The organism is Kitasatospora sp. NPDC001175 (genome assembly GCF_053598215.1).
Genome location: NZ_JBSFJU010000019.1, coordinates 1 through 12,766 on the forward strand (window position 1 = coordinate 1; position 12,766 = coordinate 12,766).

General features: G+C 71.1%; 5 protein-coding genes and 1 pseudogene. 3 read left to right on the forward strand and 3 right to left on the reverse strand.

What is annotated here, in order from left to right:
* From ACWDAK_RS16315 to ACWDAK_RS16325, 3 genes and pseudogenes are all read right to left on the reverse strand, one after another.
* Window positions 1-93: pseudogene (locus ACWDAK_RS16315) on the reverse strand (cell division ATP-binding protein FtsE); the annotation flags it as partial.
* 58 nt (window positions 94-151) lie between these two features.
* Window positions 152-712: an acetate uptake transporter gene (locus ACWDAK_RS16320; RefSeq protein WP_344638523.1), complete on the reverse strand. Its 561-nt coding sequence runs from the start codon at window positions 710-712 to the stop codon at window positions 152-154.
* Window positions 713-1,145: 433 nt separating this feature from the next.
* Window positions 1,146-3,704 carry a SpoIIE family protein phosphatase gene (locus ACWDAK_RS16325; RefSeq protein ID WP_344638524.1) on the reverse strand — a complete coding sequence of 853 codons (2,559 nt, stop codon included), beginning with the start codon at window positions 3,702-3,704 and terminating at the stop codon, window positions 1,146-1,148.
* A gap of 603 nt (window positions 3,705-4,307) precedes the next feature.
* Here ACWDAK_RS16325 and ACWDAK_RS16330 point away from each other — a divergent pair.
* The 3 genes from ACWDAK_RS16330 to ACWDAK_RS16340 all read left to right on the forward strand — a co-directional run bounded on the left by ACWDAK_RS16330 (window position 4,308) and on the right by ACWDAK_RS16340 (window position 12,740).
* Window positions 4,308-8,801: a HAMP domain-containing protein gene (locus ACWDAK_RS16330; RefSeq protein ID WP_425557751.1), complete on the forward strand. Its 4,494-nt coding sequence runs from the start codon at window positions 4,308-4,310 to the stop codon at window positions 8,799-8,801.
* A 366-nt stretch (window positions 8,802-9,167) separates the two neighbouring features.
* Window positions 9,168-9,803, forward strand: coding sequence for a response regulator (locus ACWDAK_RS16335; protein WP_344638613.1), 636 nt, complete (start codon window positions 9,168-9,170; stop codon window positions 9,801-9,803).
* A 192-nt stretch (window positions 9,804-9,995) separates the two neighbouring features.
* Window positions 9,996-12,740, forward strand: coding sequence for a DNA translocase FtsK (locus ACWDAK_RS16340; RefSeq protein ID WP_427393776.1), 2,745 nt, complete (start codon window positions 9,996-9,998; stop codon window positions 12,738-12,740).
* Window positions 12,741-12,766 lie beyond the last annotated feature (26 nt).

Genomic DNA, 12,766 nt, shown 5'->3' on the forward strand with positions numbered 1-12,766 from the left:
GTCGTGAGTGGCCATCAGGACGGTCGTTCCGGTGCGGTTGATGCGGTCCAGCAGCTTCATGATGCCGACCGAGTTCTGCGGGTCGAGGTTACCGGCTCCGGAGAGCACCGGCCCACCCCTCCCGGCCGTCGGCGGCGCGGACGCCTGCCGGTTACTTCACCGGCAGGGCGGTGCGGCCCCAGAGGCTGTTGGTGAGGGTGGCGGTGGCCCAGTACCAGGCGACCACCCCGGCGAGGGCGGCGATCCAGCCGGCTGCCTTGGCGAGCCCGCTGCTGCCGCCGAGGGTGGCGATGGCGGTGAGTAGCAGGGCGACCGTCAGCAGGCCGTAGAGCAGGCGGCTGAAGCGCCCGGAGGCCCAGCCGGCGACCGTGAGGGTGAAGGCGAGCAGGGCCCACAGCAGCAGGAAGAGCCCGGCGGCGTGCTTGCCGGTCCCGGCGGCCACGGACCAGGTGGCCCAGAAGGCGCCGAGGCTGGTGAAGGCGGTGCCGGTGAAGGTCTCTGAGCTGCGGAGCTGCCAGAGTCCGGCGATGAAGAGCGTGACCCCACCGACCAGGTGGGCGAGGGCGACGGCGTCCTTGACCCCGGCGCCGCTGAGGACGCCGGTGGCGAGTAGGCCGTATCCGAGAAGGGTGAGTCCGAGGGCCAGGTATCCGAGGGGACCCGCGTCGGCGGCTGCGGGTCGGGCGTTCGCCCCGGTAGCTTCAGTGCTCACCGGAGGCTCCTTTCACTCTGTGCGCAAGGTGGCGGCATGAGGACGGACGGGGGTTGCTGGGCGAGATGCCGTGCCTCAGGCGCACGGAAGCGGCACACGTCAGGAGGGGGACGGCTGCGGATGCGGGGCGCGGGGCACCGGGACACGAGGTGTCGGGCACGTGGTACTGGGCGCGGACGCACCGGGCATACGGCTCGGGACGCGTGGAGAGGCGTGCGGCGGCTGCGGCTGAGTGGGGAACCGGCGCGTCCGGCCGGTGGAGCCGGAGGCGGTCTGGTGGTCGATGTCCGCTGCGGGGAATTCCCCGGCGTATCCGGTGTACCCGCCTCCGGACCGCTTGCACCCTTGTGAATGTTACGATTTGTGCACCGGTGCGCTTCGGACGGTAACGACTATCGGTCGCCCAGGGGGAGCGGGCGGATGCCGCGTCGGCTCAGTCGACCCGCGGGCCGGGCACCCGGAGGGTGAGGATCGCCATGTCGTCCGAGGGCGGCTCGGGCGCGAAGCGTTCCACCGCCCGCTGGACGCGTGCCGCGACGGCTCCGGCGGTGAGCCCGGTGCAGCCGCTGAGGACCTGGGCGAGCCCGTCGTCGCCCAACATCCGTGAGCCTTCGCGGCGTTCGGTGACACCGTCGGTGACGCAGAGCAGTACCTCGCCGGGATGAAGCACCAACTCCTCGGCCTCCAGCTCCAGTTCGTCCAGCACGCCGAGCAGTGGCTGCGGTGAGGCGGCCGGTTCGACCTGTCCGTCGGTGCGTAGGCGCAGCGGCAGCGGGTGGCCCGCGCAGACCAGGGACAGCGCGGTGCTGCCGTCCGGTCGGGGCGTCAACTCCCCGTACAGCAGGGTGAGGAAGCGGCTGCGGGTGCCTTCGTCGAGGATGGCCGCGTTGAGCCGGGCGAGGACCTGCGGTGCGTCCAGGCCTTCGCGGGCGAGGAGGCGCAGCGAGTGGCGGGCCAGGCCGGTGACCGAGGCGGCCTCGGGGCCGGTGCCGCAGACGTCGCCGATGGCGAAGCCGTAGGTGCCGGGGCGGATCTGGAAGATGTCGTAGAAGTCGCCGCCGACCTCGTTGCCCTCGCCTGCGGCCTGGTAGAAGACCTCCACCTCGACGCCTGGGACCTTGGGCAGGTCGGGCGGCAGCAGGGCGCGTTGGAAGGCCTGGCTGGTGGCGGTGCGCTCGGAGTAGAGGCGGGAGTTGTCGAGGGCGAGGGCGGCTCGGCGGGAGAGGTCCTCGGCGAGTTCGAGCATTTCCTGGCGGAACCGGACACCGGTGCCGACACCGAGGACCAGCAGGCCGATCACCCGGTTGCGGGCGGCGAGCGGCAGGACCACGGTCTCGCCGAGCAGTCCGGCCAGTTCGGGGCTGTCGGCCAGGCCGGCGGCGCGGGCGGTCTCCAACGGGCCCTTCCAGAACCGGGCGCCGGGTGCGGGCTCGGTCTCGGGGGCAGGGGTCTTGTCGAGCAGGGCGCGCAGCGGGTCGATCCGGTCCTCGTCCTCGTGCAGCACGAAGGCGAGGTCGGCGCCGCCGTTCTGGTCGGCGGTGGTGTAGACGGCGCACCAGGCGGCCAGGGTGGGGACGGACATCTGGGCCATCAGGGCGAGGGTCTGCTGGTGCTCAAGGGTGCCGGCGAGCAGGTCGGAGGCCTCGACCAGGAAGGAGAGCGAGCCCCTGCGCAGGCGTTCGAGCTCGGTGAGCCGGGCGCTCTCCAGCGCGAGGGCGATCCGGTCGGCGGCGAACTGGAGGCGCAGCGCGTCCTCGTTGTCGTAGCGCCCGGGGGTGGCGGCGGCCACGCCGAGCGAGCCGGTGAGGCGGCCCTCGACCTTGAGTGGGACGGTGATCAGCGAGCGCAGGCCGGTGCCGCTGAGCAGTGGTGCCGAGCCGGGCCGCACCGAGAGGTCCTCGTGCACGGCGGGCAGCCGGGCGGAGTCGAAGCCGCGGCCGGTGCCGGCCGCGACCGGGATCGGGCCGCTCTGGCGTCCCAGCGGGCTGAGCCCGGTGGCCGCGCGGACCTCGAACTCGGTCTCGTCGTCACTGGTGAGCATCAGGTACGCGGCGTCGGCGTCGAGCAGGTCGCGGGCGCGTTCGACGACGCGCTGGAGCAGGCCGCCGAGGTCGTGCTGGTCGATCGGGCCGACCAGCAGGTCCAGCGGTTCGATGGCCGACGGGGTCTCGACGGCGGTGCTGGGGGAGCGCAGCACACCGCGGTCGATCTCACGGACCAGCAGGCAGAGGGTGGACGGGGTGCCGTGGGTGTCGCGGACCCGGACCTGGAGGCCGTACACCTCGGTGACCCCGCCGTCCGCGTGGCGCAGCCCGAAGCCGCCCTCCCAGCGGGCCAGCCGGAGGGTCTCGGCGAGGCCGAGGCCGATCCCGGCGCTCTGCGGCCAGACGGCCAGCTCGCTCCAGGGGCGGCCGACGACCCGGTCCGCGGGGTGCTGGAAGAGCGCCTCGGCGTCCGGGTTCCAGGCGCGGACCAGGCCGTGGTCGTCCACCTGCACGACGGCGACCCGCACCGGGGCCTCGGCGTCGGGGAGTTCGCCGCCGGGGAGGCTGGGCAGGGCGTAGCGGGTGCCGGTGACGTGTTCGGGCAGCGGCAGCCGGAACCAGACGGTCTTCTGTCCGGCCGCGTACTCGACGCCCCAGCGGCTGGAGAGCGCGGAGCACATCAGCAGGCCGCGGCCGCCCTCGCCGTCCGGGTCGGCGTAGCGGTCGGAGGAGGTGGCGGGGACGTTGGCGAAGGACGGCAGGCCGCGTTCGGGGTGGCGGTCGGTCACCTCGATCCGTACCGAGTCCTCCTCGCGCAGGCAGGCGACCTCGGCGGCGGTACCGGCGTGCACCACGGCGTTGGTGACGAGTTCGCTGACCAGGACGACGGCGTCGTCGACGACCTCGGGGAGCCCCCAGCCGAGCAGGGCGTCGCGGACGAAGCCGCGCGCGGCGGCGGCCGAGCGGCCGACCGGTTCGAAGGTGGCGGATGCGCGCGCGGTGACCACGTGCCACTTCTCCCATCAGGTCGCTCGACGGCTCTGCTCCGGCCCGTTGGCACCGGCCGGGAGAGACTTCCCGTTGGTGCCGGCCGGGAACCCCCTCCCGGCCCGGCCGACCTGGCGGCGGGTGTCGGAGCGGCGGCGGGGAGCGCCCATGGCCAGGTGCAGCGCTCCACCCTACTTTCCGCTTGGTACCCCGTGGGCCCGGGGCACCGAAACAGCCACGAGAAGGTGATTCTGGCCACCAGTTTGTCCGGCACTGGTGGAGACCCTGTGCAACGGGCCGGACACGGAGCGCCGGTGCTGCCAGACTGGGGGGTCCGCCGCATGCGGCGACGCAGTACGGTCGGTGGGGTGTGCCGGCGGCTGTCCGCAGCGGCCGGGGCGATGTTCGGGGGCGGGCCGGTGCCCGTTCCCGATCGGACTTGAACAGTCACGACGTGGGAGGGCCCGTTGAGTTCGGCCACCAAGGACGTACCCGGTACGACTCCGGCGACCGCGCGCGGTGGCCGGGCCGCGCAGGCACGCGGCAGCCAGGGGCGGCGTCCGAGTCACAACCGGGGAGCCGAGCCCGCGGATCTGCGCAAGCTGCTGGCGGCGCTGACGGCGATGCGGGACGGCAACTTCCGCCGCCGGCTCACCGTTCCGGGGGACGGGCCGCTGGCCGAGATCGCGGCGGTGTTCAACGAGGTCGCCGAGCGCAACCAGCACCTGACCGGTGAACTGGCCCGGGTCCGCCGGGCGGTGGGCCGGGAGGGACGGCTGTCCGAGCGGCTGGAGAGCGGGGTCGGCGAGGGCGCCTGGATGGCGGCGGTCGACAACTGCAACGCGCTGATCGACGACCTGGCGCGGCCGATGGCCGAGGTGGGCCGGGTGCTCTCCTCGATCGCCGAGGGCGACCTGGACCAGCGGATGGAGTTGCGCTCGGTCCATATGAACGGGGTGAGCTACCCGCTGCGCGGGGAGTTCCTCAAGGTCGGCCGGACGGTCAACGGACTGGTGGACCAGCTCTCGGAGTTCACCGACGAGGTGACCAGGGTCGCCCTCGAGGTGGGTACCGAGGGCAAGCTCGGCGGCCAGGCCAGGGTGCGCGGTATGTCGGGCAGTTGGAAGGACCTGGCCGACTCGGTCAACACCATGGCCGGCCGGCTGACCGCGCAGGTGCGCAACATCGCCGAGGTGACCACGGCGGTGGCCAAGGGCGACCTCTCGCACAAGGTCACGGTGGACGTGGCCGGCGAGATGCTGGCGCTGAAGAACACCGTCAACACGATGGTGGACCAGCTCAACTCCTTCGCCGCTCAGGTCACCAGGGTGGCCAGGGACGTGGGCACCGAGGGCCGGCTCGGCGGGCAGGCGCAGGTGCCGGGCGTCGCCGGGGTGTGGCGTGATCTCACCGACTCGGTGAACTTCATGGCCAACAACCTGACCGCGCAGGTGCGCAACATCGCCGAGGTGACCACGGCGGTGGCCAAGGGCGACCTCTCGCGCAAGATCGAGGTCGATGCCCGGGGCGAGATCCTGGAGTTGAAGAACACCATCAACACCATGGTCGACCAGCTCTCCGGCTTCGCCGAGCAGGTGACCAGGGTGGCGCGCGCGGTGGGGACCGAGGGCATCCTCGGTGGCCAGGCGCAGGTGCCGGGCGTCGCGGGGGTCTGGAAGGACCTCACCGAGAACGTCAACTCGATGGCCAACAACCTGACCAACCAGGTGCGCAACATCGCGCAGGTGACCACGGCGGTGGCCAAGGGCGACCTGTCGCAGAAGATCCAGGTGGACGCCCGGGGTGAGATCCTGGAGTTGAAGAACACCATCAACACCATGGTCGACCAGCTCGGTGCGTTCGCCGACGAGGTGACCAGAGTCGCCAGGGACGTCGGCACCGAGGGCATCCTCGGCGGTCAGGCGAGTGTGCCGGGGGTGTCCGGTACCTGGAAGGACCTGACCAACAGCGTCAACTTCATGGCGTCCAACCTGACCAGTCAGGTGCGGAACATCGCAGAGGTGACCACAGCGGTGGCCCGCGGCGACGTCTCCAAGAAGATCACCGTCGACGCGCGCGGCGAGATCCGTGAGCTGGTGATGACCGTGAACACGATGGTGGACCAGCTGTCGGCGTTCGCGGACGAGGTCACCCGGGTGGCCCGCGAGGTCGGTACCGAGGGCATCCTCGGCGGTCAGGCCCGAGTGAGCGGGGTCTCCGGTATCTGGCGGGACCTGACCGACAACGTCAACTTCATGGCGTCCAACCTGACCAGTCAGGTCCGCAACATCGCCGAGGTCGCCTCGGCGGTCGCCCGGGGTGACCTCTCCAAGAAGATCACCATCGAGGCGCAGGGCGAAGTCGCGGCCCTGGCGGGCACCTTGAACACCATGGTGGACCAGCTGTCCTCGTTCGCGGTCGAGGTGACGCGGGTGGCGCGCGAGGTGGGCACCGACGGCATCCTGGGCGGCCAGGCCAGCGTCCCCGGCGTCGCCGGCATCTGGAAGGACCTGACCGACAACGTCAACCAGATGGCCAACAACCTGACCGGGCAGGTGCGGAACATCGCCCTGGTCATCACCGCGGTGGCCCGCGGCGACCTCTCGCAGAAGATCGACGTGGACGCCCGGGGCGAGATCCTGGGGCTCAAGACCAGCATCAACACGATGGTCGACCAGCTCGGCGCCTTCGCCGACGAGGTCACCCGGGTCGCCCGCGAGGTGGGTACCGACGGCCGGCTCGGCGGCCAGGCCCGGGTCCCCGGGGTGGACGGCACCTGGCAGGACCTCACCGAGTCGGTGAACGAGCTCGCCAACAACCTGACCCGCCAGGTGCGGGCGATCGCCCAGGTGGCCACCGCCGTGACCAGGGGCGACCTGAGCCTGAAGGTCGACGTCGACGCGTCCGGCGAGATCGAGGAGCTCAAGGACAACATCAACCAGATGATCGCCAACCTGCGCGACACCACCCGCACCAACCAGGAGCAGGACTGGCTCAAGACCAACCTCGCCCGGATCTCCGGCCTGCTGCAGGGCCGCCGGGACCTGGAGGCCGTGGCCTCGCTGATCATGAACGAGTTGACCCCGGTGGTCTCCGCCCAGCACGGCGCCTTCTTCCTCGCCCAGCCGGCCGGGCGCACCGCCGAACTGATCACCGAGGACGACGACGAGAACGACACCGTGCTGCGCCTGATCGGAAGTTACGGCTACCAGCGCCGGGCGATGCCGACCACCTTCCGGCCCGGTGAGGGGCTGGTCGGCCAGGTGGCGGTGGAGAAGCGCTCGATCATCCTCAAGGAGACCCCGCCCGGCTACCTGAAGATCGCCTCCGGCCTCGGCGAGGCCAGCCCGGCCCATGTGGTGGTGCTCCCGGTGATGTTCGAGGGCCGGCTGCTCGGTGTGATCGAGCTGGCCACCTTCAGCTCCTTCACCACCGTCGCGCTGGACTTCCTCAACCAGATCGCCGACCTGATCGGCGTCACCGTCAACACCATCAGCGTCAACACCAAGACCGAGGGCCTGCTGCTGGAGTCCCAGCGGCTCACCGCCGAACTCTCGATGCGCTCCGCCGAGTTGGAAGCCCGCCAGGAGGAGCTGGAGCGCACCAACGAGGAGTTGCAGGAGAAGGCCGAGCAACTCGCCCAGCAGAACCGCGACATCGAGATCAAGAACGGCGAGATCGAGGAGGCCAGGCAGGTCCTGGAGGAGCGCGCCGAACAGCTCGCGCTCGCCTCGCGCTACAAGAGCGAGTTCCTCGCCAACATGTCGCACGAGCTGCGCACCCCGCTCAACTCGCTGCTGATCCTGGCCAAGCTGCTCTCCGACAACAACGAGGGCAACCTCTCCAGCAAGCAGGTCGAGTTCGCCGAGACCATCCACGGCGCGGGCTCCGACCTGCTCCAGCTGATCAATGACATCCTCGACCTCTCCAAGGTCGAGGCGGGCAAGATGGACGTCCGCCCGGCCAAGATCGCGCTGGTCCAGCTGGTCGACTACGTCGAGGCCGCCTTCCGCCCGCTCACCGTGGGCAAGAGCCTGGACTTCGCGGTGGTGGTCTCCCCGGACCTCCCGGTCACCCTGCACACCGACGAGCAGCGGCTCCAGCAGGTGCTGCGCAACCTGCTCTCCAACGCCTTCAAGTTCACCGAGTCCGGCGCGGTCGAACTGCGGATCCGCCGGGCGGGCGGCGCCCCGCAGCACATCCGGGAGCAGCTGCTGGAGAGCGGGTCGATCACCGACCCCGACGAGCCGCTGATCGCCTTCTCGGTCTCCGACACCGGTATCGGCATCCCGGACAACAAGCTGCGGGAGATCTTCGAGGCATTCAAGCAGGCCGACGGCGGCACCAGCCGCAAGTACGGCGGCACCGGCCTCGGACTCTCCATCAGCCGGGAGATCGCCAGGCTGCTCGGCGGTGAGATCCACGCCGAGAGCGAGCTGGGACAGGGCTCGACCTTCACCCTCTACATGCCGCTGCGCAGCGAGGCCCCCGGCTCGGCGGTCACACTGGAGCGCCTGCCGTCGCCGCAGGTCAGGGCCAGCATCGCGGTGACCCCGGCCGGGACTCCGGTGCCGGTGGGCGAGAACCCGGCGGAGCACTGGGCACAGGAGGTGCGCGAGCTGGCGCAGGAGCGCCGCCGGGGCGAGGCCGAGCGGCGGCGGGCGGCCGAGGAGCAGGCCGGCGGCCTCGGCGGAGAGCCGGTCGCGCGGCAGAACGGCGTAGAGCAGTTCCAGGGCCGCTTCGACGGCCAGCGGGTCCTGATCGTGGACGACGACGTCCGGAACGTCTTCGCGCTGACCAGCGTGCTGGAGCAGTACGGGCTGACGGTGCTGTACGCCGAGAACGGGCGGGCCGGCCTGGAGGTGCTGGAGCAGCACGAGGACGTGGCGCTGGTCCTGATGGACATCATGATGCCGGAGATGGACGGCTACGCGACCACCGAGGCGATCCGCCGGATGCCCCAGTTCTCCGGCCTGCCGATCATCGCGCTGACCGCCAAGGCGATGAAGGGGGACAAGGAGAAGAGCCTGGAGGCCGGGGCCAACGACCACGTCACCAAGCCGGTCGAGACCGATCACCTGTTGGCGGTCATGCGCCAGTGGCTGACCGGCAAGTAGTCGCCAACGGCGCTGGCAATCCGGAACGCGCGCCGGGCGCGTCTGACCATGCGTGTGAGGGAAGGGCGCGGCGCAGCGCTCCCGGAGGCGAGTGGAACCGAAAAATATGGGGAATCCGGGTTTCCGGCTGGGCTGGCGGGCCGAGCCGGGAACCGGGTAAGGTCACCCATCGTTGCGAACGGTGACCGGATGGTGACAAGGCGCGGTCTCGGGTCGGTCGCGGTTCGGAGTGTCTCCACGAAGTCTGCGGGCCGCATTTGCGCACAGCGATGTGGCGGGCGAGGGGGTGCGGCTAGCATGACCGGGGCAGTGGTGGGCGGCACGCGGGTGCCTTCCCTCGGAAAACAACCGGCAGGAGGGCGGGTCCTGGTGCAGAAGGCGAAGATCCTCCTGGTCGACGACCGGCCGGAGAACCTGCTCGCGCTGGAGGCGATCCTCTCCGCGCTGGACCAGACCCTGGTGCGCGCCGCGTCCGGCGAGGAGGCGCTGAAGGCGCTGCTCACCGACGACTTCGCGGTGATCCTGCTGGACGTGCAGATGCCCGGGATGGACGGCTTCGAGACGGCCGCCCACATCAAGCGCCGGGAGCGGACCAGGGACATCCCGATCATCTTCCTGACCGCGATCAACCACGGCCCGCACCACACCTTCCGGGGCTACGCGGCCGGTGCGGTGGACTACATCTCCAAGCCCTTCGACCCGTGGGTGCTGCGCGCCAAGGTCTCCGTCTTCGTGGATCTCTACACCAAGAACTGCCAGCTCAAGGAGCAGGCGGCGTTGCTGCGGCTGCAGTTGGAGGCGGAGGAGCAGCCGGCGATCGGCAGTGTGCTGCTCGGCGAGCTGTCCGCCCGGCTGGCCTCGGTGGAGGAGCAGGCGGAGGCGCTCACCAAGCAGCTGGCGGGGTCCAGCGAGGCGGGCGCGGCAGTCACGGCCGCGCATCTGGAGCGCAAGCTCTCCAGTCTGCGCCAGGCGCTCGAAGCCTTGCGACCGGGCGCGAACTGAGCTTCGCGCGCCCCGCGTGCGCCCCTCAAAGACGACAGTGGAGCGTGACCTCTCGGAGCCTGGCGAGTCGGCGCGTCGGCCGGGGCTGGTGCCCGGCCGGCTGTCACCGGATCCTCGCCTGACGGGGCGTCGGCGACACGTGGCGATCGGTCACATGTGCACCATGAGCGGCCCCCGGTAGGCTGCTGACTCATGGCCACACGTACGCCCGGCAGTGCCGCACGCAACTCGAAACCCGGGCCGGCCAAGCAGGCCTCCACCGCCAAGCCCGCCGCGAAGAAGGCTGTTGCGAAGAAGCCCACCGCCAAGCCCACCGCGAAGCCCGCGGCGAAGAAGGCCGTCGCGAAGAAGCCCACCGCCGCCAAGCCGGCGGCCAAGCGCGCCCCCGCGAAACGGACCGCGGCCAAGCCCGCCGCCAGGGTCGCGGCATCGCCGCCGCCGCGGCCGATACTCTTCCGGGCCGTCCGGGCGGTCTGGCTGGGAATGGCGCACAGCATCGGCGCGGTCTTCCGGGGCTTCGGCGACGGCGCCAGGAACCTCCACCCCGACCACCGCAAGGACGGGATGGCGCTGCTACTGCTCGCGCTGTCCCTGGTCACGGCGGTGGGTACCTGGTTCAGCCCGCAGGGCTGGCTGGGCGAGGCGGCCACCGACGTGGTGTCGGGGCTGTTCGGCCGACTCGATGTACTGATGCCCCTGCTGCTCGCAGTCCTGGCGGTCCGTCTGATGCGCCACCCGGGGGTGCCGGAGGCCAACGGCCGGGTCGCGATCGGGCTGAGTGCGCTGATCGTGGGCGTCCTCGGCCTGGTGCACATCGGCTGCGGCGCACCCGGGATGTCCTCCGGTGCGACCCGGATACGGCTGGCCGGGGGCATCCTCGGCTGGGCGGTGTCGACGCCGATGATGGCCGCCGCCGGACCGCCGCTCGCGGTGCCGCTGCTGTTGCTGCTCGCCTTCTTCGGCCTGCTGGTGGTCACCGCCACCCCCGTCAACCGGATCCCCGAGCGGCTGCGCCTGTTCGGGGAGCGCCTGGGCATCGTCGAGTCGCCGTACGCCGAGTACGACCAGGAGTACGGGCACGAGTACTCCACCGAGCCGCCCGAGGACGCGGACCCGGACGCGCTGCCGTTCACCGTCGGGAACGAGGACGCCCCCGAGGACGAGGTGGCGGCCCGGCGGCGGCGCCGGCGCAAGAAGGCGGACGAGGCCGAACAGGCGGCCGCCGACGACGCGTTCACTCCGGACCCGTACGCGACCCGGGACATCGCCGCGGGGGTCGCCGCCGAGTTGGGCAGCGCCCTGGCGCACGGGGTGCCCGCCTCGCCCGCGGTGGCCGGAATCATGCACCAGGTCCAGGACCGCACCGCTCCGCCGGAGGAGCCCGCGGTCCCGGCCGCCCGCACCGCCGACCGGGTCGACCTGTCCAAGCACGGGGCGGACCCGGTCCGGATGGAACAGCTCCAACTGCCCGGCGGCGGCGCGTACCAGCTGCCACCGTCGGACCTGCTGGAGCACGGTGCGCCCGCCAAGGCCCGCAGCGCCCTCAACGACGAGGTGGTGGCCCAGCTCAGCGGCGTCTTCGCGGAGTTCAAGGTGGACGCCAGGGTGACCGGCTTCACCCGCGGCCCGACGGTGACCCGCTACGAGGTCGAGCTCGGCCCCGCCGTGAAGGTCGAGCGGATCACCGCGCTGGCCAAGAACATCGCCTACGCGGTGGCCAGTCCGGACGTGCGGATCATCAGCCCGATCCCCGGCAAGTCGGCGGTCGGGGTGGAGATCCCCAACCGGGACCGGGAGATGGTCAACCTCGGCGACCTGCTGCGCTCGCGCAGCGCCGTCGAGGACCCGCACCCGATGGTGGTCGGGATGGGCAAGGACGTCGAGGGTCAGACCGTGACGGCCAACCTCGCCAAGATGCCGCACATCCTGGTGGCCGGTGCGACCGGTGCGGGCAAGTCCTCCTGCATCAACTGCCTGATCACCTCCGTGCTGGTCCGCGCCACCCCGGACGAGGTCAAGATGGTGCTGGTCGACCCCAAGCGGGTCGAGCTGACGGCGTACGAGGGCATCCCGCACCTGATCACGCCGATCATCACCAACCCCAAGAAGGCCGCCGAGGCCCTCCAGTGGGTGGTGCGCGAGATGGACCAGCGCTACGACGATCTGGCGGCCTTCGGCTTCCGGCACGTGGACGACTTCAACGCGGCGATCCGGGCGGGCAAGGTCACCCCGCCGCTGGGCAGTGAGCGCGAGCTGAAGCCGTACCCGTACCTGCTGGTGATCGTGGACGAGCTGGCCGACCTGATGATGGTCGCCCCGCGCGACGTCGAGGACTCGGTGGTCCGGATCACCCAGCTGGCCCGGGCGGCCGGAATCCACCTGGTGCTGGCCACCCAGCGGCCCTCGGTGGACGTGGTCACCGGTCTGATCAAGGCCAACGTCCCGAGCCGGCTGGCCTTCGCCACCTCGGCGATGGCCGACTCCCGGGTCATCCTGGACCAGCCGGGCGCCGAGAAGCTGATCGGCAAGGGCGACGCGCTCTTCCTGCCGATGGGCGCCGGAAAGCCGGTCCGGATGCAGGGGGCCTTCGTCACCGAGGCCGAGATCGCCAAGGTGGTCCAGCACTGCAAGGACCAGCTGGCCGCGACCTACCGGGACGACGTCATGGTCGGCGGCGGGTCGAAGAAGGAGATCGACGAGGAGATCGGCGACGATCTGGAGCTGCTGATCCAGGCCGTCGAGCTGGTGGTCTCCACCCAGTTCGGCTCGACCTCGATGCTCCAGCGCAAGCTGCGGGTCGGCTTCGCCAAGGCCGGGCGGTTGATGGACCTCATGGAGTCGCGCGACATCGTCGGGCCGAGCGAGGGTTCCAAGGCCCGCGACGTGCTCGTCAAACCGGACGAACTGGACGCCGTCCTGCTCACCATCCGCGGCTGACGGCAGCGGGGCCTCACTCGTTCGGA

Coding starts and splice junctions, on each gene's coding strand:
- ACWDAK_RS16340 (WP_427393776.1), top strand. CDS start 9,996: ATGGCCACACGTACGCCCGGCAGTGCCGCACGCAACTCGAAACCCGGG.
- ACWDAK_RS16330 (WP_425557751.1), top strand. CDS start 4,308: ATGCGGGACGGCAACTTCCGCCGCCGGCTCACCGTTCCGGGGGACGGG.